Source organism: Pseudomonas sp. FSL R10-1339, from assembly GCF_009600545.1.
GTDB classification, from domain to species: Bacteria; Pseudomonadota; Gammaproteobacteria; order Pseudomonadales; family Pseudomonadaceae; genus Aquipseudomonas; species Aquipseudomonas bubulae.
Genome location: NZ_WIVQ01000003.1, coordinates 94,704 through 118,340, shown reverse-complemented (window position 1 = coordinate 118,340; position 23,637 = coordinate 94,704). Strand labels below are relative to the sequence as shown.

Sequence of the window (23,637 nt, the reverse complement as noted above, 5' to 3'; positions counted from 1 at the left end):
AGCCAAGGCCGGCGGTGCTTCGCGCTGGCTCGGCCCTCTGGCCGGCCTCGCTGCCGGTGGCCTGCTGGCGTCCATGTTCATGGGCGGCGGCTTCCAGGGCATGCAATTCTTCGACATCCTGATCATGGCGGTTATCGCCTTCCTGATCTTCCGCTTTATCGCGGCCCGTCGTCGCAAACAAGCTGACATGATGGCCCCTGCTGGCCACGCACCCATGCAACGCGAAGCGTTCGACGCCAAGCCTGCTGCTTCGATCTTCGGTGGTTCGGCTGCCCCTGCGGCCCGCCCGGTGATCAATGCGCCGGCCTGGTTCAACGAGCAAAACTTCCTGGAAGCTGCGCGCAACCATTTCCAGTCCCTGCAACAGCACTGGGATGCCAACGAAATGGACAAGATCGCCGAGTTCGTGACCCCGCAGATGCTCGACTTCCTCAAGCGTGAACGCGCTGAGCTGGGTGATGGCTTCCAGTCCACCTACATCGACAACCTGACCGTGCAACTGGACGGCCTGGACGATCGCGCAGACAAAACCATTGCAACCCTGACCTTCAGCGGCGTGTCGAAAAACTCGCGCTTTGACCAGGGCGAAGCCTTCAGCGAAAGCTGGAACATGGAACGTCAGCAAGGCGACAACCAGCCTTGGCTGGTGGCAGGTATCCGCCAGAACGGCTAACCCTGCGAGTTACACATGCGTTTACCAAAGCCCCGGACTTGTCCGGGGCTTTGCATTTCACGATTGCACTTATAACGAGCTACTGTATAAAGCGCGTCATATAAACCGCGCCATAGAGCATGAGGATGAGGTCGTGGAAGAGATTATTGAAGAGCTACGCGAAAAAAACGAGCCTGTACCGGTTCCCCTGGAACTGCCTGAAGAAGACCAGTTGGTGGAAATCGAAGAACAGCTGTTCATCGATATTCCATTTGTCTTCAGAGAATTTCTGCTGACCGTCAGTGACGTGGTGTATGGCAGCCTGGAGCCGGTCACAGTGACCGACCCACAATCGCACACCTATCTGCCGGAAGTGGCGGCAAATGCCTGGGATGCTGGCGTTGATCGCAGCCTGATCCCTATTTGCCAGGACGGCGACGACTACTACTGCGTGGAAGAAGACGGCACCGTGGTGCTGTGGTCCGGCGAAGAAGAACTCGTCACTGAAGAAACCTGGGAATCGGTCTGGCACTGGGCGCGCGACGTCTGGCTGGAAAGCTGATACCTCCAGGGTTGGTTGACGTTTCGTTGTGAGCCACAACGAAACATCAACAGCCCCCGGGCATCCCCGCTTTCCAGCCATTGGTCAGCGGGCTGTCAGTGCCCCCCCTCCTTGTGGTTATCCAGCGTTTCCAGCAGTGCAACCTGCATGCGCGTGTGAATCCGGATAAACCAGCGCCACAACAGCGCCGCAACCCCCGCCGCCACCACCGCAATCACCATCAGCAACTCGTTGGTGGGCAGGATGCTTGCCGACAAGGCCGACAGCAGCAGAAAAATCACCAGCAACGACAGAATCGGGATGACTTCCGAGATCACCCGGCGCACGCGCTGCGTATGGCGCCCTGCCATTTCCGGCTTGACCCCCATCTCGGCCAGTAGCATCGAAAGCGCCTTGAGCTTGCGATACGCCGCAATCAGGAACGGCAACGACAGCAGCAAAGCAGCCCCCCAGATCATCCCTTTTTGCCAGCTCGGCTCCAGAATCCAGCCCTGCAAATAACGGCCGATGCGCGGTGCGAAATAACCGCCGGCAAAGAAAATAGCGATGACCAGGGCCAGATTGACCCCAACTTGCAGCAAGATCTTGCGAATCATGGCCGCCAACAACGCCCCTTCGCCCTGCGGCTGAATACTGCGCAGCCATTCGCCATACAACCCCAACACCCGTGACAAGCGACCAGGCACCACCTGTGCCAGCTTGAGCGAGAGCGGGTCTGCGGCGCGAATCAGGTAAGGGGTCATCAGGGTGGTCAATACGGAGACGGCCACTGCTACGGGGTACAGGAAGCTGCTGGTGACCTGCAATGTCATACCCAGCGCCGCGATAATGAAAGAAAACTCCCCAATCTGCGAAAGCCCCATTCCGACTCGTAGCGAGGTACGTCCATCATTGCCTGCGATAAAGGCCCCCAAACCGCAGGAGAGCATCTTGCCCAGCACCACGGCGATAGTGATCACCACAATTGGCAGCGCATACTCCAGCAGGATTGCCGGGTCGAGCATCAACCCGATCGCAACAAAGAATATTGCACTGAACAAATCACGCACCGGTTCAATCAGGCGCTCGATTTTCAGCAACTGACGCGATTCGGCCATGATTGCACCGATCAAAAACGCCCCGAGCACCATGCTGTATTCCAGCTTGACCACCAGCAGGCAAAAGCCAAAACACAGGCCCAGCACAGTGATCAGCAGCATTTCATTGCTTTCGAATCGGGCTACATACGCCAGCACACGCGGCACCAGCAAAATGCCGATAACCAACGCCACGATCATAAACAATGACAATTTACCGACGGTCGAAAAAACCTCTTCGGGGCTGACGCTGCCGCTGACCGCAATGCTCGACAGCAGCGCAATAATCCCGATACCCAAAATATCTTCAACGATCAGCACGCCAAAAATCAGCTGGGCAAAGCGCTCGTTTTTCATCTTGAGGTCGTTGAGGGCCTTGACGATGATGGTGGTAGATGAAATGGCCAGGATGGCGCCCAGAAACAGCGAATCCATGGTGTTCCAGTCGAACCAGCGGCCAATTTCATAACCAATCCAGATCATCAGCGTGATTTCCATAAACGCTGCGATAAAGGCTGTGGCCCCGACCTTGAACAACTTGCGCAGGCTGAACTCCAGCCCCAGACAGAACATCAAAAAGATCACCCCCAGCTCAGCCAGGGTTTTGATCGTTTCTTCATCGTGAATCAGGCCAAACGGCGGGGTGTGCGGGCCGATAATAAAACCTGCAACGATATAGCCCAGTACCACCGGCTGTTTGAACCTGTGGAAAAGAATCGTCACCACACCTGCGACCAGCATGATGACTGCCAGATCCTGAATAAAACTGATGGCATGCATGGCGTGGCACTCCTTGTTTGATATTCACCAGGCAACATGACGACAGACACAGCCTGTCAGGCCGCGCGTATCGACTGTTTAAAATGTAGGAAGTATCCGACTAACGGACTTTTGCAGGTTAACACCGCGACTTGCGACAGAAAGGCGGTGCAATATATGGAAACAGATAGAGATAAGCGTGACGGCAGCCAACACGGCAGCGTCCCGTTAATCACTGTTTCAAAAATCGACAAGTATCCACAGAGATACCCATTTCACTGCTGCAACACAACCACGAGCCTGCTGCTATGGAACCCGGAAACTCCCAACTGTCGATGACGGTCTTGATGACCCCGGACATGGCCAATTTTTCTGGCAATGTTCACGGCGGAACCCTGCTCAAGTACCTCGATGAAGTCGCCTATGCCTGCGCCAGCCGCTATGCGGGGCGGTATGTGGTCACCTTGTCGGTGGATCAGGTGATTTTTCGCGAGCCGATTCATGTCGGTGAACTGGTGACCTTCCTCGCCTCGGTCAACTACACCGGCAACACCTCGATGGAAGTTGGCATCAAGGTCGTTACCGAAAATATCCGCGAGCGCTCGGTGCGCCACACCAACAGCTGCTTCTTCACCATGGTAGCCGTGGACGACGACCGTAAGCCGGCCGCTGTTCCTCCGTTGCAGCCAGTGAACAGCGAAGACAAGCGCCGCTTTATCCAGGGCAAGCAACGCCGCCAGATCCGTCAGGAGCTGGAGCAGCGCTACCGCGAGCTAAAAGACGAAACACTGTAAGCCCGCTCCCACAGGTTTTGTTCAGTTTGCTTACAAACTGATCGGCACTGCCTCAAACCGCACACGCGGATGGGCAATGCGGTCCTGGGCCCGTACCAGCTGCAATTCATAGCTGGTGCAGGCCTGGGTTTCCAGCAACACCTCATGCACCGCCGCAGCGGTAAATTCAAACGCAGCCACCAGGCTGTCGCCCAGCAGCACTCTCGCCAGGAACAAACCTGAGGTCAGGTCGCCTACGCCCACTGGCTGGCGCGGGAAGGCAAGCAGCGGCCGACGCAAGTGCCAGTTGCCCTCTGCCGTGACCAGCAGCATCTCGAAACTTTCAGGCGGTTTGCCCGGATACGACAAATGCTTCACCAGCACCGCTTTCGGGCCGCGGGCCAGCAAGCTGCGGGCCATGGCCAGGCAGTCAAACAACGATTGCGGATGACGGCCGCAAAAACTGTCCAGTTCGAGCTGGTTGGGGCACAAAAAATCGGCCATAGCGGCAGCTTCTTCAAGCAGAAAGTCACTGACTTCCTGAGGCACGATACAACCTTTCTCCGGGTGCCCCATTACCGGGTCGCACAGGTACAGTGCATGGGGATTAACAGCCTTGATACGCGCCACCCCGCTTAAAATGGCCCGCCCCTGCGCCGCACTGCCCAGGTAACCGGACAAGACCGCATCACAGCTGCCCAGCTCGCCGATGGCGGCGATTCCGTCGACCAGCGAAGGAATTTGCTCGGGAGCCAACACTTCCCCCGTCCACTGGCCATACTGAGTGTGATTGGAGAATTGCACCGTGTTCAGAGGCCAGACATTCACCCCGACGCGCTGCATGGGAAAAACCGCTGCGCTGTTGCCGGCATGGCCGAAAACCACGTGGGATTGGATGGCGAGTAAATGAGGTGTACGTTTCATGCCGGATTCCAGACTACGGGTGGATTCAAGCCACGCAGTATGCGACCAAACGCGGCCTGTACGACAGGTTGAAGACGCAGTTAAGCTGAGCACAATCTGTTGGAGCACATGTAATGCTGACCCTGGGAAATATGTTCGTCCTCATGCTGCTAGCTGCAGGCGCTGCCTGGCTGTGGCACAACCACGGGCTGCGCGAGCGGGCGCTGGAGCGGGTCAAGCAACACTGCAAAAACCTCGATATCGAACTGCTCGATGAAAACGTGGCGCTTAAAAAAATCGGTCTGATCCCCGACGCCAACGGCCATAAACGCCTGGCCCGTGTGTATAACTTTGAATTCACGGTGACCGGTGATCAGCGTCATACCGGAACCATCACCCAGTTCGGCGCCCACAGCGTAAAAATCGAGCTGCCGCCCTACCCGTTCCAGACCGAAGCCGAGCCAAGTGTCATTCCCAGCGCTCAGGTGATCGAACTCAGCCAGTGGCGCCAGGAACACAGCAAGACCCGCCACTGAGCCCTGCCTTTCAGCGCCTGCATGCCGGGCGCCTGTGGATAACTTTCCGCGCAACCTCGCTAAAACCATTGAGATAGACACCTCCGTGAGGTTTTAACGGTGCAAATCCCCTGCGCACACTTCAAGTTGTAGGACAATTTTACCAGCACAGAACCCGCTAAAACCCTGGGTTTTGTGCCTCGCAACACGGGCCTGCTACCTAAAAAACCTCCTTGAGTAGACAACTTTCCAGCCCCGAGCAAAGCAAATCCAGATCCAGATCCTGGGGCTGAGCAAAAATCAATTCGAGGCGTGAATCCTTGCGCCACTCACTCGATCTCCATTGCGCGATCGAGTTATCCACAGAATTGTTCGAAAACCAGCCCGCCGAACCATGAATAACCAGCTTTGCACGCTGCCAATCCAGCCTTTCGAGCCACTGTTGCAACAGATCCAGGTCAAATTGCCGAGAGGGGTGCCAGCGCCAACCTGCGCTCCATCCTTCGGGCTGATGTTGAGTCATCACCATCGGCGTACGCGGGTCGGAAAACACACTGCCAATATGATTAAAATCCTTATAAATCAATGAGTTATCCACAGCATGAGCGATATTCATATGGGCTACAGGCAGCGTATTTAAAGGGATGCGGCCATGCTCGACCCATAAAACAGGGCACTTTGGCAGGCTGCATGCAATCTCCTCACGTTGCTCATTTGGGACACTATTAGATTTATTCATGACCAGTAAACCGGCACTTTTCAGGGCCTCTTGCTGGGTTTTTGGCAAAGGTTTGCCCTGAGCCATCGCTTGCGCATCGAGCACCATGACGCACGGCTGGAGGGCCAAAACCCCCAGCCAGGGCGCTTCACCGAGCTGCTTTAGAATCTGTGCGGGATGGCCTAAACCGGAAGGCTCGATAAACAGGCGATCGGGCCTGGACTTGCGCAAAAGGCGACTCAAACCGATCTGAAAAGGCGCACCATTGACGCAGCACACACAGCCACCCGCCACTTCGGTGATAGCAATGTCATCGCTTCCCTGGCTCATCAGGGCCGCATCCAGGCCGATCTGACCGAACTCATTGACCAGCACCGCCCAGCGTTCGTGTGGCGGTTTGTGTGCCATCAGATGCTGAATCAGACTGGTTTTGCCGGCGCCAAGCGGCCCGGCAATCACGTGGGTAGGTATGTTTTGCAACATGAGGCCAGCTTCTGTACGGATTGAAGCAAGCAATATGCCTCAGGCCAGCCAATCGAGGGTCAAAATCAGCCTGCGCTCGCCCGGTGCCAGGGCCGGCGAACGATGGATCAACCCCGCTCCCTCGTTACCCTGCCACTTCTCCCCCTTGAGCAAGGCAACTTCACCGGCGTTTATTTGCTGAATCAACTCTGCACGGGCGGGTTCGGCCTGCACCTGCCCTAACTGACGACGCTCCATTACGCCTTCCTGCAGCCACTGGCTACCAATCCCTGCATAAGTGGTAATAAGACGTACAGGTACATGGTCCACATGAAACCGGGGGCACATGGCTTTATCCAGGGCCCTGAGACGCAGCCCAATGCGTTTTGCGCCCAACAGGCACGCGTAGGCACTCACCAGCCAGGAAACGTCTGCAATAAAGCCTGCATAGCCTTCCAGATCATTAAACCTGGCAGCCAGGCCTGTCAGGTTGGGCTGAGCCTTTTCGTTGGGCATATCTATCACGATGGCGTCAGCCAATGGCTCGTCCAGCGAAAGCAATAAAGCCCCGAAATCGACGATATGCACAGGTAACTGACGCTGCCAGATCGCCAGGTTGACGTCTTCATCCAGAATTCGGGTCATGATTTCAGGCGTCTGCCCACGAACCTGATCGATCAACGGCTGAGCGGTAAAGGCAAATGCATTCTTCATGCAGCCACCTCTTCATACCAGTCGCCAAAAGGATCGCTCAGCAATTTCCAGCTCGCTTCGCCCAAGGCCATTTCAGCATCGTTGAGCAAACAGGCATCGAGTTCAGCCGTCAGCCGGGCGAAGTCGATGTGCTGACCGATAAACACCAATTCCTGGCGGCAATCTCCTGTATCCGGCAGCCATTTTTGCAATATTTCTGCCTTGGCTTGCGGCTCCTGCGGCCATTGGTCGCGGGGCACAAAGCGCCACCAGCGACCGGCAAACCCATAGCGCATCAGACCGCCAGCCTGAGACCAACTGCCCGCCTCCTGAAATTTACTGGCCAGCCAGAAAAAACCTTTGGAGCGCAGCAGTTTGCCATTGGTCCAGGGCCGCTCGATAAAATTGAAAAAACGTTCGGGATGAAAAGGCCGGCGCGCACGATAGGAACTGGAGGCGATGCCGTACTCTTCGGTTTCGGGCACATGCTCACCGCGTAACTCTTGCAACCAGCCCGGTGCCTGCGCCGCACGGTCAAAGTCAAACCGGCCGGTATCGAGAATTTTATGCAGCGCAATTTCACCCATGACCATAGGCATTATTTCGGCCTGAGCGTTGAGGCGTTGCAGAATGGCCATTAATTCTTGCCGTTCGTCGGAACTTATTAAATCAATTTTGCTGATTAAAATGACGTCAGCGAACTCAACTTGTTCGATCAATAAATCAGTAATTGACCGTTCGTCTGATTCTCCAAGGGTTTCACCCCGTGAATCCAGGCTCTCTGCGGCTTGATAATCCTGAAGAAAATTCAGCCCGTCGACCACTGTAACCATCGTATCCAGGCGGGCAATATCGGCCAGGCTTTGTCCTGATTCATCACGAAACGTAAAAGTTTCTGCCACAGGCAGCGGTTCTGAAATACCGGTCGACTCGATCAATAAATAATCAAATCGACCCTCCCTGGCCAGTGCGCTGACCTCTTCAAGCAAGTCTTCACGCAGGGTGCAACAGATGCAGCCGTTGCTCATTTCGACCAGTTTTTCTTCAGCCCGGTTCAAGGTCACATCGCGCTGTACTTCACCGCCATCAATATTTATTTCGCTCATATCGTTAACGATCACGGCCACGCGCAAGTTGTCGCGGTTGCGCAAAATATAATTGAGCAGCGTGCTTTTACCTGCACCTAAAAAGCCTGAGAGAACAGTTACAGGAAGACGATTCGACATCTGGATATTTCCTCATCAGGGCTGCAGGTCAAAACGCCCGCTTGGCAGTCAATCCGATACCGGATCAACAAATGATACATTATAACAATACATTTAAGACAACCCTGAAGTGACGAACGTACTGTTTTTCTGTTCGTTAACCCACGCCATATGGCTGCTGGCGGGCGGATTTTTCTGAAAATAAGCGATTAATCCGTTAAATAAACCCTCGGCTACCGCCTGTTGATGAGGCGCGGTGATCAAGCGCTCGCTGTCGCGGGGGTTGGACATAAAGCCCGTCTCTACCAGAATCGACGGAATATCCGGCGACTTGAGCACGGCAAAACCGGCCTGTTCCACGCGTTTTTGATGCAGTGAGGTGATGCCCGAAAGGCTGCCCAGAATGGTGTTGCCCAACTGCAAACTGGCCGCGATGGTGGCATTCATGGACATATCGAGGATCACGCCTGCGAGCATCGGGTCTTTGTCTTTAAGGTTCAAAAGGCGGGTGGCACCGAGCAAATCCACACCATTTTCACGCTGTGCCATATACCGCGCCGTGGCCGATGTAGCCCCACCCTCCGAGAGCGCGTACACCGACGCTCCAGACGCCGTAAGACGCGGCGCTGCGTCTGCATGCACCGAAATAAACAGGTCTGCATTGTGCTTGTGAGCGACTTCTACCCGCTTGCGCAGGGGGACAAAGAAATCATCATTGCGCACCAGCCGTGCATCAAAGCCTTTTTCACGCTTGAGGCGCTTGGCCAGCAGCTGGGCGATGGACAAAACAACATCCTTTTCACGATGGCCTTTGGCGCTCGTCGCACCCGGATCCTTACCCCCGTGCCCGGGGTCAATCACCACAATAATGTCGCGTTTGGGGTGTGTGTTGCTTGGCGTTGCCGCAGCCACACCCAGTTTGGCGACCGCACTTTTGGCCAGGTCTAGCACCAGCCTGTGACCTTGCCCGCCCTGGGGTGGCAGCAGAAAACTGCTGAGCTGAACCGGCTCATCCAGGTCCAGCACGATGCGCGTATCACCCTGGCCGTAATGCCCGGAGCGAATCGAACGCAGGCCCGTATTGGCCAGTACCAACTCACTGAAATCCCCCTTCAGGCTGGCACCACTCACATCAATAATCAGCCGATCGGGAGCCGTTAATGAGAAGGTTTTGTACTGCACCGGCCCACTCAGATCCAGAACCAGACGCAAGGTATTCCCGGTGCGCCATAGCCTGGCGTGCTGAATTTGGGCAGCTGAAATTCCCAGCGGCAATGTGAATACGGAACTGGCAAGCAGCCAGTTGAGCAGTTGACGTCTGTGCATGGCCTGTACCGCAGATAAGGGAGCATCCGTACTCAAGATTGCTGTGTGTATGCCCCAGCAAAAAAGCATCGTCGACTTTATAGTTATAATATAACATGTCAAAACACTCTGCGACGGATCTCACTTTATGAATGCGCTGACTTTGCCAGATGTCGCCGCGCAGTCATCCCAGCAAGCAATAGCGCTTGAATGGGTCGGTATGTGCGGCATTGCTTCCCCGGTATTAATCAACGGCCAACGCCTCAGCGCGAAAATAGATGCCGGCGTCAATCTCGTAGATGCCACTGCACGGGGCATTCACATGTCTCGCCTGTATCTGGCGTTGGATCAGCTGGAAACGGAAAACCTTACGCCTGCCCTGCTCAGGCAACTATTGCAGTGCTTTCTCGACAGCCACGAAGGTTTATCGAACAAAGCCTATGTGCGAATTCACAGCGATGTACTGCTCAAACGCTCGGCCTTAGTCAGCCCATTGGCAGGCTGGAAAAGCTATCCAACAAGCATTGAAGCGAGTTTGAAAAACGGAATGTTCCACGTGGAACTAAAAATTCTCGTGAGTTACTCCTCCACATGCCCCTGCTCAGCGGCGCTCGCACGGCAATTAATACAGCGACAATTCATCGATGATTTCGCCAACACATCACTGCAACACGCAGATGTTCTTGCTTGGCTCGGTAGTTCAAAAGGTATCGTGGCCACACCACACAGCCAGCGAAGCGCTGCACATCTAACGATTCGTTTGGAACATCAGTTCCCACAACTGCCTCTGGAAACAATCATCAATAATGCCGAAGGCGCATTAGGGACTGCCGTTCAAACAGCGGTAAAACGCGCCGACGAACAAGCCTTCGCACTGGCCAACGGTCAAAACTTGATGTTCTGCGAAGACGCGGCCCGAAGGCTCAACACGGTGTTGCAGAAAAGTTCTGGCGTGGAGGCGTTCAAACTTAAAGTTGTTCACGCAGAAAGTTTGCACAGCCATGACGCCGTGGCCGAAAGCTTTTGGAATTGGGAGGCGTGATGATCGGTTGTCAGCATCTGACTTGGGGCGTTCCGGGTCAGCCCCTCACTCCAGCGCTAAATATGAACCTGGTCAAAGGCAGCCTCACAGCCGTAATAGGCGCCAATGGTTGCGGCAAAAGCAGTTTGCTCAAAGTGATTGCGGGGCTGCAAAAGCCGCTCTCGGGAAAAGTTGTGCTGGATGTTCCACGCCAAGGCAACGTGGCCTTTATGCCACAACAACAATTTATGGATCGGCAATTCCCCATCAGTTTGCAAGAGTTGGTGGCTGCGGGATTTTGGGGCAAGAAGCAAACGGCCCAACAACGAAGCGACCGGTTGAACGCTGTCTTGGCAGACTGGCATTTAGACGGCCTGGAACACCGACCGCTTATGGCCCTGTCGGGCGGCGAATTGCAACGCTCGCTTCTGGCCCGCTTATGCCTTGCCGATGCCTCGGTGTTGCTACTGGATGAACCCCATGCAGCTCTCGATGAACTGGGGCAAGAACTGCTCTGGCAACATATCCAGAGATGGCAAACCGAAGGCCGAACGTTGCTGGTTGTGTGCCATGACCTTAACGCCGTTCGCAAACATATCCCCCAAACATTATTGATTAAAAGCAGCGGCAACTTACTGGCGCCGACCGAGCAACTGATCAACCCGCCGCAGGTCGCCTGATGGTTATCGTCAGCCAGTTATGGCAACCGTTCCAGGAATTTGTCTTTATGCGCCGTGCCTTATTTGGCGGTCTGGTACTGGCATGTAGCACGGCACCCCTGGGCGTTTTTTTGATCTTGCGGCGCATGAGTTTGATTGGTGATGCAGTCGCACACGGCATTCTCCCTGGAGCTGCGCTGGGGTTTTGGTTTGCCGGGCTGAGCCTGCCTGCTTTGACATTGGGGGGGTTGGGGGCGGGTTTGAGCATGGCCGGAGTGTCAGCCTGGATCACTCGGCGCACCGGCTTGCGTGAAGATGCCAGCCTCGCGGCGATTTACCCGATCTCATTGGCCAGCGGCATATTGATCCTTGGCATCGCCGGTAAACGTCTTGATCTGCTCCATCTGTTGTTTGGTTCAGCCTTGGCCGTCGACAGCCAGACGCTCACAGGCATGCTCTGGGTAACCGGCTTCAGCATGCTGCTGATGGCAGCCATCTACCGCCCATTGTTGCTCGACACCCTGGATCCTCTATTCCTTCGCAGTGTCAGTCGGCTGGGGCCATTGGCTCACGGGCTATTCCTGACATTGGTGGTGTTGAATCTGGTGATCGGCTTTCAGGCTATCGGCGCACTGATGGTGGTTGGCCTGATGATGTTGCCGGCTATTGCCTCGCGCTTCTGGAGCCGTCGACTGCCTGTGCTGATCCTGATCTCGGCTGCGATTGGCTGCGTTTCGGTTTGGCTGGGCCTTTTACTGTCGTTTTATTACTCACTGCCCAGCGGCCCGGCCATCGTGCTGATAGCGGGTTGCAGCTATGCGTTGTCTGTCATTTTTGGTCCGGTACACGGTTTGCTGCGCCGACCGCCTTTGCTGTCATCCCGATGAGGTGCAACACGATGCGTGCTCTAACCATGATATTCAGTATGTGCGTGGCGATGGGCTTGTCCCTTGGCGTCGCGGCTCAGACACCGAAAATACCTGTCGTTGCCAGCTTCAGCATTCTCGGCGACATGACCCGGGCAATCGGCGGCGAACATGTGCACGTCAGCGCGCTGATCGGCCCTGATGAGGATGCACATACCTATGAGCCCACCCCGGACGATGCCAAGGCACTGCTCAATGCCAAGATCATTATCAAAAATGGCCTGGGGTTCGAGCCCTGGCTTGATCGCCTGGTGAGCAGTACCGAAACCCCGGGGGCTATCGTGACTGCCAGCAAAGGAGTGGCTGCTCACACGATGGAGGAAGACGGCGAAACCATCCCCGACCCTCACGCCTGGCACAACCTGACAAACGCAAAACTGTATGTGAACAACATCACTCAAGCGCTGATCAAGGCCGACCCGGCCGATGAGGCGTACTACAACCGCAACCTTGCGGCTTATCTGAAAAAGCTGGATCGACTGCAAGCCGAGGCCATAACAGAGCTGGGCAACCTGCCCGCCGGCAATCGCCGTATCGTGACCTCCCATGATGCCTTCGGCTATCTGGGCCAGGCCTATGGCATCGACTTTATGGCACCACAGGGTTTGTCCACTGAGCGCGAACCTTCGGCCGCTGAAGTCGCTTCGCTGATTCGTCAGATACGGGCCGACAAGGTGAGGGCCGTATTTATGGAGAACATTAAAGACTCGCGTCTGTTGCAGCAGATTGCCGATGAAAGTGGCGCACAGATTGGTGGCACGCTGTACTCCGATGCCCTGGCCAGTGAAGGTCCGGCCAGCACTTTTCTTGGCCTTTTCGAATACAACCTCACCACCCTGCACAACGCATTGAGCACACCATGATCCGAAAAAATCCATCAGGCGACTTGCCACAAATCGCCGAGTCCGCCTATGTCGACAGAACGGCCATCATTTGCGGCAAAGTAGTGATCGGCGAAAACGTATTTGTCGGACCGTACGCCGTGATCCGCGCCGATGAAGTCGACAAGGACGGCGGCATGCAACCGATCAGCATCGGCGCTAATTCAAATATTCAGGACGGCGTGGTCATTCACTCAAAGTCCGGCGCGGCGGTCATCATTGGTGAAAACACTTCGATAGCACATCGTTCCATCGTTCACGGGCCATGCCGTGTTGGCGATAGGGTATTTATCGGTTTCAACAGTGTGCTGTTCAATTGCGAGTTGGGTGATGGCTGTGTGGTGCGGCATAACTCGGTCGTGGATGGCCGCGACCTGCCGGATAACTTCTATGTGCCGTCCACGACCCGAATCGGACCAAACACGGACCTGAGCCAATTTGCGCCAGTGAGTGTTAGCGCATCGGAGTTTTCAGAAGATGTAGCGCGCACCAATGTGGATTTGGTGCGCGGCTATAAAGCGCTGCAAAACGAGTTCTGATCAAGTACGCGGTTTGACGGTTCCACAGTTTTGTCCCAACCAGACAGCACGGGTGTCCATGCTGCCCTTCTGCTGTATCCCGGTCGCATTGAAGGTGCCATTTACTTGGGTGGTGAACTCTCGATCACTGGCAAACGTTGCCACACCTGCGCCCTGGGCTTTTGGACAACTAAAGCGAAACTTCCACTGATTTCCACTACGCTCAGTGATCTGCTGGTTACACCCAGACTTGGGGTCAGTCAGCGGAATATTGTCTGACTTCACTTGCTCGGGCGTCAGGCACACCCGCACACCTTTGCCCGCCATGGTCAGCCCCTGGCTTTCCAGTTGGGCTTTTTGTTCCGGGGTCAGCATATTCTGTAATTGGCCTAACATTACCTGCAGTTCAGGCAGCTGTTGGCCATCTACCTGCATATTGCTGGAGCTGAGTTCCCAAAGCCCCGGTTGCAGCATCTGGGCCTGAGCCACAGGAATCGACAAACCACAGGCCATGAACAGCCCAAGCAGACGAACATTCATCAAGCAACTCCTACGCGATTGTCAGCGTTAGACGTCAAAAAAGGGCAAGTGTTGCGCCCGCAAACAAATAGGACATTCATAACAGATCATGGTCTGTTAGTACTGGCATTGGACATTTTGGAGTAAGGATACGCATGGATTATCTAGGCCCGCACGTACTTGGTTATCTGATTTTATTAATCCACAGCTTAGGCCTGATTGCCGCCGTGCATGCAGTGCTGACGGTCAGGACTGCGCAGGGCTCGATTGCCTGGGCTATGTCGCTGTTCTTTATTCCTTACTTCACGCTGATCCCGTATCTGATCTTTGGCCGTAGTACTTTTGACGATTACATTCGAGCCCGACGCGATGCCAACCAGGAAATGCGTGAAGCCATCACCCATCTGAGCTGGCGCCCATGGGTCGAAGAAGCACTGGCCGCACGCAGCTCAAAAGCCTACGCCTCGCTGCGCGCAATGCCCAGACTGGGTCGCATGCCATGCCTGGCCAACAACAGCGTGCGCCTGTTGATCAATGGCACGGCGACATTTGACGCCATTTTCGATGCCATTCGCTCAGCCAGAGAAGTGGTGCTGGTGCAGTTTTTTATCATCCACGACGATGACCTGGGCATGAAACTGCATGCACTGCTGCTCGAAAAAGCCGCGCAAGGGGTCGCGGTGCATCTGCTGTATGACAGTATCGGCAGCCATGCCTTGCCAAAAGTTTATGCCGAGACCCTGCGCGCAGGTGGTGTACAAACTTATGCGTTTGCCACCCGTGGCGGCTGGATCAGTCGTTTCCAGGTCAACTTCCGTAACCATCGCAAAGTGGTGGTCGTGGATGGCGTGCGCGGTTTTGTCGGCGGCCATAACGTTGGCGATGAGTATTTGGGTGCCAAGCCCCCGCTGTCGCCGTGGCGCGATACCCATGTGGAAGTCACCGGCCCTGTTGTGGCCTGCCTGCAGGAGTCGTTTGCCGAGGACTGGTTCTGGGCCGCACGCAAACTGCCGCCCCTGATCCTGCCACAAAGCTACCCGGACGGTGGCGTGCTCTGCCAGTTCCTGGCCAGCGGCCCGGCAGATCCATACGAAACCTGTTCGCTGTTTTTCGTTGAAGCTATCCATGCCGCCAATCAACGGGTGTGGATTACCAGCCCTTACTTTGTACCTGACGAAGCGGTGTTTTCCGCGCTCAGGCTCGCCGTGCTGCGCGGCGTGGATGTACGCATCCTGATACCTTCACGCCCGGACCACAAAGTCGTGTACGCCGCATCCAGCCTGTATGCCTTCGAGGCAGTACGCGCAGGCGTACGGATCTTCCGTTACCAGCCCGGTTTTGTGCATCAAAAAGTAGTACTGGTCGATGACGAGATCAGCGCCATTGGCAGCGCCAATATGGACAACCGCTCGTTCCGTCTCAACTTTGAAGTCATGCTGCTGACCGTCGACCAAGACTTCGCCAGGCAAGTCGAGCATATGCTGCTTGATGACTTCGCACTGGCCCGTGAAATCACTGATGCCGATATCAAAGCCACACACCGTTTGCAGCAACTGGGCATGCGAATAGCCAGACTGGTTTCACCGGTTTTATAGCTGTGTAGGACGGATCTGAATTACTCAGGGCAGGCAAAAGCGTCAAGCAGGATTCCATAAACTGAATGGCCCGGAATAACCCGGGCCGTTCAGTTTAAGGAATAAAAATAATGAGATTCTCGTTAATGGGTGTGCTCTTCACTATCAGCACGCTTGCTTCAGCTCAGGCCAAAGACACCCCTCACACCCCGCCGCTAATCAACGTAGAAGTGGGCCAGCCAACGTTTATCCACCGGCTGCACTACAAGAAGATGTATAGCGAAAAGCCCTTTGAAGAAGCGGTGTTGTACTACTACGACAATGGCCTCTACAAAATCATCTCCCCGGGAGAGAACCATTACGGCGTGTATGTGGTGGAGGGAGATTTTACTGACGACCAATACCGCATCAGTTACATCTCCCTCCCCTCACCGGACTGGGGCGGCAATGTTGCCCGCCACGACCTTGTTTTCAACAAAAGCTCACTGACGTTTGAGCAAAAAGCCCTGGCCAAGGTTGATCAAAATATCGGGCTCCAGAATGGGCGCTTCGTCCTGGACAGAAACCTGATACAAGACCCGCAACCCATCACCTGGGAAACCCACGCTCAGCGGTAAATATCCGCCCTGGTCGGTGGTAACTCCAACGAGCCATCGGCATGGGGCTTGGTCGCCAGAATCTGGTCGATGTTGATCCAGCCATGGGCAAAGGCGTAGGCACAACCGGCCAGATACAAACGCCAGATCCGCAGGGCCTGCTCCGGTACCTGCTTGGCGGCAGCATCCAGTTTTTGCTCCAGGCGCTGGCTCCAATGCTCCAGCGTACGCGCGTAGTGCAGGCGCAAACTTTCAACATCGACCACTTCCAACCCGGCCTCGCTGATTTCGGCAGTCATCATCGACAGATGCGGCAACTCGCCATTGGGGAACACATAACGATCGATAAAATCCCCTGCACCCCGACCAACCTGGCGGCCATCGGTGTGCTTGGAAGTGATCCCGTGGTTCATCACCAACCCGCCTTCGCGCACCGCTCTGGAGAGAATTTCGCAGTATTCGCGCAGGTTGGCGTGCCCGACGTGTTCAAACATCCCGACGCTGACGATTTTGTCGAACCGGCCATCCTGCGGCAGATCGCGATAATCGAGCAGTTGCAGATCAACCTTGTCTTGCAGACCTTCAGCGTTGACGCGCTCACGGGCAAGTTTGAGTTGTTCCTTGCTGAGGGTAATCCCGAATACCTTGACCCCATATTCGCGTGCGGCAAACCGCGCCAGCCCGCCCCAACCGCAGCCTACATCCAGCAAGTATTCGCCGGGCTTGAGCCGCAGCTTGCGGCATAACAGACGAAACTTGGCTTGCTGGGCTTCGTCCAGACTCTCTTCCCCGGTTTCAAAATAACCACAGGAATACGCCATGTCGCGATCAAGCCACAGCTGGTAGAAGTCATTGGACAGGTCGTAGTGATAAGAGATGGACTCGGCGTCAGTCGCCTTGTCGTGATAAACCCGGGGTGGCGGGGCGTAGTCATCATCATCTACCAGCGCCTGGCTCAACTCATCGCATACCCGAATCGCTTCGCTGATAGAGCCTTCCAGTTCAAGCCGACCCTCAACGAAGGCACTGCCCAGCAAGTCGAGGCTGGGGTGGGTAAATTGAGCCACCAGGGTCGGGTCCTTGACCACGATCGTGACGCTGGGCGTCGGGCCGAAATTGAACTCGTGCCCGTCCCACAGCCTCAGGCGTAATGGAAGTTGAAGTTTCTGTAAGGCCGGTGGAAGTTGCGCGAGCATCTGTAATCCTCCTTCATTTCAGATATCAAAACTATAGGTTAGACGAATAACGAAAACTGTCAGCTTCGCGGACAGGAGGTCGACGCTAGAGCGGGCGCGACCGTTTATCCGAATCACTTTCAAGCCAACTTCAACGGCTGCAGGGGTTCATGAAACCGCAGCAAACGCCCGGCATTGCCCAGCACCAGCAATGTGCTGAGGTTATGCAACACCGCGGCGATCATCGCGCCGGCGGCCCCCAGCCAGCCAAAAGCCGCCGCCGCGACAATCGCCAGGGTCCAGCCCAGGCCGATGATCACATTGACCTGCAAAGTGTGCCGGCACTCACGGCTCAGGCGCACGCAGGTGCCCAGCCGACGCAAATCGCTGCCGATCAACACGATATCCGATGACGCCAGCGCGATATCCGCGCCACCGGCGCCCATGGCAACCCCCACCACACCGGCCTTGAGCGCCAGCGAATCGTTGATACCATCGCCCACCACCATAGGCCGAAAGCCGTTGCCGATTTCACTCAGCACACGTTCGAGCTTGTCTTCGGGCAGTGCCTGCGCTTGAACTTCGTTGATGCCCACAGTGTGCGCCAAATGCTCGGCCACGCTCTGGCGGTCGCCGGTCAGCAGCACCTGGCGCCCAAGCCCCAGTTCACGTAATTCACTTAACGCCTGTCGGGCTTCGGGTTTTACGCTATCTGCCAGCAACATCCAGCCCAGGAAATTGCCATTGAGGGAAAGCCCGGCAATGGGGCCATCGTGGTCAGGCACGGCACTGGTGGTGATGTTCAATTGACTGAACAATTCAGGACGGCCCAACGCTGCTTCACCCTGCCCGGTGCTGGCCACAATGCCCAACCCTTGTCGCTCGCGCACATCATTGAGGGGGAGCATCTGCTCGTGGCTCACCAACCCGGCCAGCGCCCGGCTCACCGGGTGGCTGCTGGCGGCGCCCAAACTGGCGGCCAGTTGCAGCAGCGGTTGCTCGTGCAGCACATCGGTTTCGATCGCTTGCAGGCGCAAAGTGCCGTAGGTCAGGGTACCGGTTTTATCCACAACCAATGAGCTGAGGTCTGCCAGCTCTTCCAGAAACGCCGAACTACGGATCAAGATCCCGTGGCGCGCCGCCACGGCAATCCCGGCAATCGCCGTCGCCGGTGCCGACAACACCAGCGCACAAGGGCACGCAGCCACGAGCACTGCCAGCATGGCCTGGGCATCGTTGGTGATAAACCAGGTCACTGCTGCAATCATCAACACCAACACCATATAACTGCCAGCATAGCGTTCAAGCAAACGGGTGATCGGCGGCTTGGCGCGCTCGGCGCTTTGCATCAGGGCGATGACTTTACCTAATGTCGATTCTTCACCGGTGCGGGTAACCTGTACCCGCAGTAAACCATCGAGGTTGATGGCCCCACCAAAGACCGGCATGCCGCTACCGACTTCCAGCGGCACTGACTCACCGGTAATAGAGGCCGTATCCAGGCTGGCCTGCCCTGCCAGTACCAGACCATCGGCGGGCACCCGATCTCCAGCGCGCACCTCTACCTGATCGCCGCTTTTAAGGGTGGCGTTGTCGACTTCCAGCAAACTGCCGTCAGCCTGAAATAAACGCGCCTGGCTGCGGGTCAGTTTGCCCAGGGCATGGATCGCTTCCTGGGAGCCAATCACACTGCGCTCTTCCAGCACATGGCCAAAAATCATGATGATCGGCAGCAAAGCCGCCGTCAGCAAATCGCCGGTGGCCCAGGCGCCGAGCATGGCCAAGGCAATTAACTGGTCGGTGATCCCGTGCAGGCTCGGGTAGCGCAGGCTGTACCAGGCCGAACGCATGACCGGCACGGCCACCAATATTGAAGCAAAACCCAGCAGCAACTGACTGACGCCGATTTGCGCGGGCATCAGCCAGCGCCATACCAGCCCTAAACCCAACAAGCCCAGCGCCAGCATGGCCAGTGTCAGTTGGCGCGCTGCGCGACGTTGTTCGGGACCGGTCAACAGGCTCACGGCGGGTTGAGTGGCAGACGCATTCATTGTTCGGCTCCCTGAATAATCAGGCGGGAATCATCGTTGGGATCGACGCTGGTGACAGAACCGGCCTGCCCCAGAATCCTGGGCATGCGTTCGCGGTACAGGCGCAACATCAAGCCAGAGTCATTGCCGGCCTGCTGTACCTTGGCCAGGTTGATGATGGTAGACGTATCTGCCTGAGCCTTGGCCAGACGCTCGCTGGCCTGGGCCTGGGCCTGCTCGACACTGCGATCAGCCTGCTGGGTGGCCGATTGGGTGACTTTGGCCGCTTCATTGCGCGCTGCAGCCACCGCTTGCTCCGCATGCTGGCTGGCCGTCAGTACCGCATTGAAGGCATTCACCGCAGGGCCCGGCAAACTCGATTGCACATCCACCCGTACCACTTGCAAACCAATACCCTGCCCGGTGGCACTCAGGGATGCGAGTTGTTGGTTGATGCCTTGCACCAGATCACCGCGCAGGCGCTCACGGCGTTCAGCTGCCTGGCTGTCGCTGCCGATCAGTTCCGGGCGCGCCACCAGAATCGTGTCCAGATCGCGGGCGGCGCTCAGCGCAACGGCGCTACGTGTCACCAACCGGTCCAGCGCAGGCAGTACATGCTCACCTTGCAGCACAAACGCATAGGGCTCGGTGACGTTGTAAAACACCCGTACATCCAGTTGCACCACGCCAGCATCACCGGTCAGCAAATACCCGGAACCGGCCAGCGTATCGCTGACCGGCGTGGCGAACGAAGCTTTTCGATCGGCCTGCAACGCCACATCCGAGCGCAGCAGATTTTCAATCCGGCGTTCACTCACGCGGTCTGCTGCGGGGACGATCACCACTTGCTCGAAAGGCTTTGGCCACGCCCACAACAAGCCGGCATTCTGGATACGGTCCAACGCGCCCATGCGCAATACCACGGCACGATTTTGCGGATCGATCTGACGCACATTGGAAAACCCCCAGGCAACCGCCGCGAATACAGTCACCGCGTACAGGCCCAAAAATGCCAGTCGCCCCGCCTGTTGCCATGGGCTGCTGACACCTTTGATTTCATCAGGTGCCTGGCTCATGGCTGCGATCCAGCCTTGGCATCCAGCTTCGGCGGGCCATCGACCAATACCCGGAAGGGTGCGGCATCGGTGCGCAAAATAATTTTTGTGCCGGGATTAACCATTGTTCCCAGCGTATCGAGCGCGCGCAGTTCGTTGTACAGCGCGGGCGAACTGGCATAGGCACGACCATAAATCTGCGCGGCTTCTACCCGCGACTGCGCTTCGATATCCGCGGCCTTGATGCTCGCATCGGCCTGCAGGATGCGCGCATCGCGTTCGGCATCGGAGCGGATTTGCGCCGCTTCGCGCTTGCCTGCGGCGGTGCGCTCCGTGGCGATGGTTTCGCGCTCGGCACGCATGCGGTCAACCGTCGCCGTGAGCGTGACCGATGGCAAAGTCAGGCGCTCCACGCCCACTTGCAGCACACGCACACCATAGGTGTTGAGCAATTGCTGTTCGATCTGCTGACGCAATTGCGCTTCAAAGTCGGCAATTTTGACCTGGCTGGCATCGGTGTTCACCAGGCTTGAAAGATCGAAACTGGCAGCCGTCGTTTCCAGTGCCGACCCCACAAATGTACGGATCTGCCGCGCCGCTTCGTCAGGCTGATTTTGTACGGCGCGCATAAAGCGCTGCACATTCTCGGCATCGGGCTGCACCTGCCAGGCCACATAGGCCTGCACAATAATCCGCAGACCATCGCGAGTGCCCACGTCCTGCAGGCCGCTGGAGGTGGTGCGCAAACGCAGATCCACCGGCACGCTGACTTCAAATGGCGCCGGCCAGCGCCAGCCCAGACCGGGCTCCAGCAGCACCCGGGCCGGGTTGCCAAAGCGGGTAATTACCGTGGCTTCGCCGGAACGTACTTGCACCAGGCTCGCCGCGGCGATGGCAAACAGCACCAGCAATGCCGCCCAGCCCATGCGTCGCCACGGGAAGGGGCTTGGCTCAAGGGTATCGTCATGATGGTGATGGCCGTGGTGGGAACAGCCATGATGATGGCTGCTGTGATCGTGGGATTGAGACAAGAGAAGACTCCTTACTGAGCAGCTTTACGCGGCGCGACAGGATCGGCCGGCAGCGTGAAAGAACGCAGGTCGAGGGTCGGCGCACTGCTGCCCCCAAGGCGATGGTCGAGGATCAGCAATCGGGCATTGTTCAGCCCCTGGCTTAACTGGCTCAGGTACTGTTCCAAAAGGAACGCATGACCGGCACTGGCGTAGGCTTTTTGCTCGGCGCCAAAGCGCAGATCAGCTGTCAGTGCGGTGGCATTTATTTCACGCGCCAGCGCATGGGCTTGATCCAGGGCGACGCTGGCCTGCAATTGCGCCACATTGGCTTGTTCACTGGCCGCGCCCCGTTCGCGGGCAATCAGGGCCTGCGCGCTGATCTGTGCTGCCTGCACACCGTGATAGGCATTGGCGGCCCCGGCAGGTGGGTGGATGGCTTCAACCACGGTGGCAAGAATTTCCACCCCGCTGTCCAGGCCATCCAGATCAGCCTGCACGGCGTGGCCTATATCATCGGCCAGCGCACTGCGCTGCTCACCGAGCACACCATCAAGCGTCCGAGAGGCAAAGTCGTGTACCAGAATGCGGCTGGCGGTAGTGCGAATCAGCGTCGGTACATCAGCACTGTGATAAGTGGCGGCAATGGCGGCGTGGTCGCTCAGGCCAATGCGATAGACAAAACGCACGTCCATATTGACGATCTGAAAGCCCTGTTTGTCGCCACTGTCGCTGGCAATCACCTGGGACTTGTCATTCACATGGGTGGCATCCCACAGGCGATTGGCGGTAAGCGGTGGTAAACCATCGGCAGGCGTGAGTAGCGGATCGACAGTCGATTCTGTGCTAGTGGCCAACTCATGTACCACACCGTTTTCCACCGCCAGGACTCGCCCAAAAGGCCATGGCAGGCCCACGTGCAAACCCGGGCCCAACACTTCAACCGGCTCACCAAAGCGCTCATAAATCCCTCGACCTTGCAGCGGGATTTCACTCACACCGCTCAGCACCCAGCCGACAGCAGCAACCACCGCCAGCACCGGGAAAAACGCTTTGCGCATAAAGGTAAAAGCCCAGATTTGGCGCAGGTCGATGCCGAACCGGTTATGCAATTCGCTCTGCAGCGTCAGCAATGGCTGAGGCGGCCAACGCAACATACCAGCGACAAAGCTTTGCCCGATCATGCGCGGTTCTAGTTTGTCGCGGCGCGGGATGAACAGTGCAGCCAGCGCCCTCAGAATCAGCTCAATAGCCACGGCAGCAGGTAGCAACCCGGTCAGCACCGCGAGGCGGGCAGGCCACACCGCATCGTCGCTGCTGAAAATCAGGCACACGGCGCTCAGGAGCAAAGTGAGGATGGGCACGCGAACCAACGGTGCCAGCAAACGCGCCTCCGGCCATTGGCCAGGGTGTTGCTGCGCCAGGAAACGTTCGAACACTAACAGTGCAAACGCGCACAGCACCGCAATGCCAGCCGCGACACTGCCCCAGGTTCCCAGAGCCAAACCGGGTAAAGCCAGGTTCCAGGTGTGCTGGACGCTCCACCAGGCGACACCGCTCACGCCTGCCAGCCACAAAACGGGCGCGCCGATGGTGGCCAGCACCTGTTTTGCCCCGGCATCAATCCGCTGGTTAAAACGTTCAATGCCACGCAACTGTTCGTCGGGAGCGACCTCAGCCACCTGTGGTGCGGGGTTGAGTGCGTCATTGCGCCAATCCGCCACCCAGTAAGCCGATTGAACGCCTGCGGCCAGCACCAGCATGGCTGCTGCGTTATTGCCCAGCAGCACCGGCCGCAGCGATTCCGATGAAAACAGACCTATAAAAAATGCCAGCACCCACGCCAGCAACGCCAGGACTGCCAGCACTACCCCCAGTAGATAGAGCTGACGAGCCTGTGCGCTGGCGCTTTGGAAACGAGGCAAAGACTCGAGCCGGCCCTCCTCTGCCTCTAAATCGACACGCATGGAAACACTCACTTATGAAATATCTAGTTACGATATCGCAGAAATGATGAAACTTTTGTTGAGCTTACGGATTCTTCATCTTG

Annotated in this window: 23 protein-coding genes; 11 read left to right on the top strand and 12 right to left on the bottom strand. The window is 56.8% G+C overall.

Translation table 11 applies throughout. The features are described 5' to 3' along the window. A partial coding sequence (locus GHO03_RS02530) for a Tim44 domain-containing protein (protein ID WP_153399074.1) occupies positions 1 to 673 on the top strand: 673 nt, incomplete at its 5' end. Positions 674 to 806: 133 nt separating this feature from the next. Continuing rightward, a complete protein-coding gene (locus GHO03_RS02525; protein ID WP_016782918.1) occupies positions 807 to 1,214 on the top strand; it encodes an SMI1/KNR4 family protein in 408 nt (135 codons plus the stop codon). A gap of 95 nt (positions 1,215 to 1,309) precedes the next feature. On the opposite strand, the gene GHO03_RS02520 is transcribed toward GHO03_RS02525, so the two are convergent. After that, positions 1,310 to 3,070 carry a cation:proton antiporter gene (locus tag GHO03_RS02520; protein WP_094999549.1) on the bottom strand — a complete coding sequence of 587 codons (1,761 nt, stop codon included), beginning with the start codon at positions 3,068 to 3,070 and terminating at the stop codon, positions 1,310 to 1,312. A 287-nt stretch (positions 3,071 to 3,357) separates the two neighbouring features. Here GHO03_RS02520 and GHO03_RS02515 point away from each other — a divergent pair, with 287 nt between their 5' ends. Next, the gene (locus GHO03_RS02515; RefSeq protein ID WP_094999550.1) at positions 3,358 to 3,843 is read left to right on the top strand and encodes an acyl-CoA thioesterase; all 486 of its coding nucleotides are present in this window, start codon (positions 3,358 to 3,360) and stop codon (positions 3,841 to 3,843) included. Between the two features lie 30 nt (positions 3,844 to 3,873). Here GHO03_RS02515 and pdxY read toward each other — a convergent pair whose 3' ends face one another. Continuing rightward, a complete protein-coding gene (pdxY, locus tag GHO03_RS02510) occupies positions 3,874 to 4,746 on the bottom strand; it encodes a pyridoxal kinase PdxY (RefSeq protein WP_095020586.1) in 873 nt (290 codons plus the stop codon). A gap of 113 nt (positions 4,747 to 4,859) precedes the next feature. On the opposite strand from pdxY, the gene GHO03_RS02505 reads away from it, so the two are divergent. Beyond that, a complete protein-coding gene (locus GHO03_RS02505; RefSeq protein WP_094999552.1) occupies positions 4,860 to 5,261 on the top strand; it encodes a DUF3301 domain-containing protein in 402 nt (133 codons plus the stop codon). Between the two features lie 199 nt (positions 5,262 to 5,460). Here GHO03_RS02505 and GHO03_RS02500 read toward each other — a convergent pair whose 3' ends face one another. The 4 genes from GHO03_RS02500 to GHO03_RS02485 all read right to left on the bottom strand — a co-directional run bounded on the left by GHO03_RS02500 (position 5,461) and on the right by GHO03_RS02485 (position 9,644). Then, positions 5,461 to 6,441, bottom strand: a complete 981-nt coding sequence (locus tag GHO03_RS02500) for a GTP-binding protein (protein ID WP_153399071.1) — start codon at positions 6,439 to 6,441, stop codon at positions 5,461 to 5,463. Positions 6,442 to 6,480: 39 nt separating this feature from the next. Continuing rightward, entirely contained in the window at positions 6,481 to 7,134 is a 654-nt protein-coding gene (locus GHO03_RS02495) for a DUF1826 domain-containing protein (RefSeq protein WP_095017938.1), read from the bottom strand. Next, positions 7,131 to 8,339, bottom strand: a complete 1,209-nt coding sequence (gene zigA, locus GHO03_RS02490) for a zinc metallochaperone GTPase ZigA (protein WP_150628723.1) — start codon at positions 8,337 to 8,339, stop codon at positions 7,131 to 7,133. The genes GHO03_RS02495 and zigA overlap by 4 nt, the downstream gene beginning before the upstream one ends. Before the next feature lie 93 nt (positions 8,340 to 8,432). Continuing rightward, entirely contained in the window at positions 8,433 to 9,644 is a 1,212-nt protein-coding gene (locus tag GHO03_RS02485) for an N-acetylmuramoyl-L-alanine amidase (RefSeq protein WP_153399068.1), read from the bottom strand. A 127-nt stretch (positions 9,645 to 9,771) separates the two neighbouring features. Here GHO03_RS02485 and folE2 point away from each other — a divergent pair, with 127 nt between their 5' ends. From folE2 to GHO03_RS02460, 5 genes are read left to right on the top strand one after another with little or no spacing between them, the layout of a single operon-like run. Further along, complete coding sequence (gene folE2 / locus GHO03_RS02480) at positions 9,772 to 10,665, top strand: GTP cyclohydrolase FolE2 (RefSeq protein WP_095020589.1); 894 nt, start codon at positions 9,772 to 9,774, stop codon at positions 10,663 to 10,665. Then, a complete protein-coding gene (locus GHO03_RS02475) occupies positions 10,665 to 11,324 on the top strand; it encodes a metal ABC transporter ATP-binding protein (RefSeq protein ID WP_095024798.1) in 660 nt (219 codons plus the stop codon). The genes folE2 and GHO03_RS02475 overlap by 1 nt, the downstream gene beginning before the upstream one ends. Then, on the top strand, positions 11,324 to 12,190 hold the full coding sequence (locus GHO03_RS02470; protein ID WP_094999559.1) for a metal ABC transporter permease: 867 nt from the start codon (positions 11,324 to 11,326) through the stop codon (positions 12,188 to 12,190). Before GHO03_RS02475 ends, GHO03_RS02470 begins: the two co-directional genes overlap by 1 nt. Before the next feature lie 11 nt (positions 12,191 to 12,201). Further along, positions 12,202 to 13,092: a metal ABC transporter substrate-binding protein gene (locus GHO03_RS02465; RefSeq protein ID WP_153399065.1), complete on the top strand. Its 891-nt coding sequence runs from the start codon at positions 12,202 to 12,204 to the stop codon at positions 13,090 to 13,092. Further along, complete coding sequence (locus GHO03_RS02460; protein ID WP_095020592.1) at positions 13,089 to 13,649, top strand: DapH/DapD/GlmU-related protein; 561 nt, start codon at positions 13,089 to 13,091, stop codon at positions 13,647 to 13,649. The genes GHO03_RS02465 and GHO03_RS02460 overlap by 4 nt, the downstream gene beginning before the upstream one ends. Here GHO03_RS02460 and GHO03_RS02455 read toward each other — a convergent pair whose 3' ends face one another. Continuing rightward, positions 13,650 to 14,168, bottom strand: a complete 519-nt coding sequence (locus GHO03_RS02455; protein WP_016782904.1) for a DUF3617 domain-containing protein — start codon at positions 14,166 to 14,168, stop codon at positions 13,650 to 13,652. 134 nt (positions 14,169 to 14,302) lie between these two features. Here GHO03_RS02455 and cls point away from each other — a divergent pair, with 134 nt between their 5' ends. Further along, complete coding sequence (gene cls, locus GHO03_RS02450) at positions 14,303 to 15,742, top strand: cardiolipin synthase (RefSeq protein WP_095023139.1); 1,440 nt, start codon at positions 14,303 to 14,305, stop codon at positions 15,740 to 15,742. A 125-nt stretch (positions 15,743 to 15,867) separates the two neighbouring features. Further along, entirely contained in the window at positions 15,868 to 16,338 is a 471-nt protein-coding gene (locus tag GHO03_RS02445; protein ID WP_254925285.1) for a hypothetical protein, read from the top strand. Here GHO03_RS02445 and cfaB read toward each other — a convergent pair. The 5 genes from cfaB to hflK (GHO03_RS02420) all read right to left on the bottom strand — a co-directional run bounded on the left by cfaB (position 16,329) and on the right by hflK (GHO03_RS02420) (position 23,554). Further along, positions 16,329 to 17,513, bottom strand: a complete 1,185-nt coding sequence (gene cfaB, locus GHO03_RS02440; RefSeq protein ID WP_088378578.1) for a C17 cyclopropane fatty acid synthase CfaB — start codon at positions 17,511 to 17,513, stop codon at positions 16,329 to 16,331. The two genes, GHO03_RS02445 and cfaB, sit on opposite strands and share 10 nt — an antisense overlap. Before the next feature lie 119 nt (positions 17,514 to 17,632). Then, positions 17,633 to 19,543 (bottom strand): cation-translocating P-type ATPase, encoded by a 1,911-nt coding sequence (locus GHO03_RS02435; protein ID WP_095023140.1) that lies wholly within the window; start codon positions 19,541 to 19,543, stop codon positions 17,633 to 17,635. Then, a complete protein-coding gene (hflK, locus tag GHO03_RS02430; RefSeq protein ID WP_153399063.1) occupies positions 19,540 to 20,598 on the bottom strand; it encodes a protease modulator HflK in 1,059 nt (352 codons plus the stop codon). The genes GHO03_RS02435 and hflK (GHO03_RS02430) overlap by 4 nt, the downstream gene beginning before the upstream one ends. Continuing rightward, positions 20,595 to 21,608, bottom strand: coding sequence for a protease modulator HflC (gene hflC / locus GHO03_RS02425; RefSeq protein WP_153399060.1), 1,014 nt, complete (start codon positions 21,606 to 21,608; stop codon positions 20,595 to 20,597). The genes hflK (GHO03_RS02430) and hflC overlap by 4 nt, the downstream gene beginning before the upstream one ends. 11 nt (positions 21,609 to 21,619) lie before the next feature. Further along, positions 21,620 to 23,554, bottom strand: a complete 1,935-nt coding sequence (hflK, locus tag GHO03_RS02420) for a protease modulator HflK (RefSeq protein WP_153399057.1) — start codon at positions 23,552 to 23,554, stop codon at positions 21,620 to 21,622. Positions 23,555 to 23,637 lie beyond the last annotated feature (83 nt).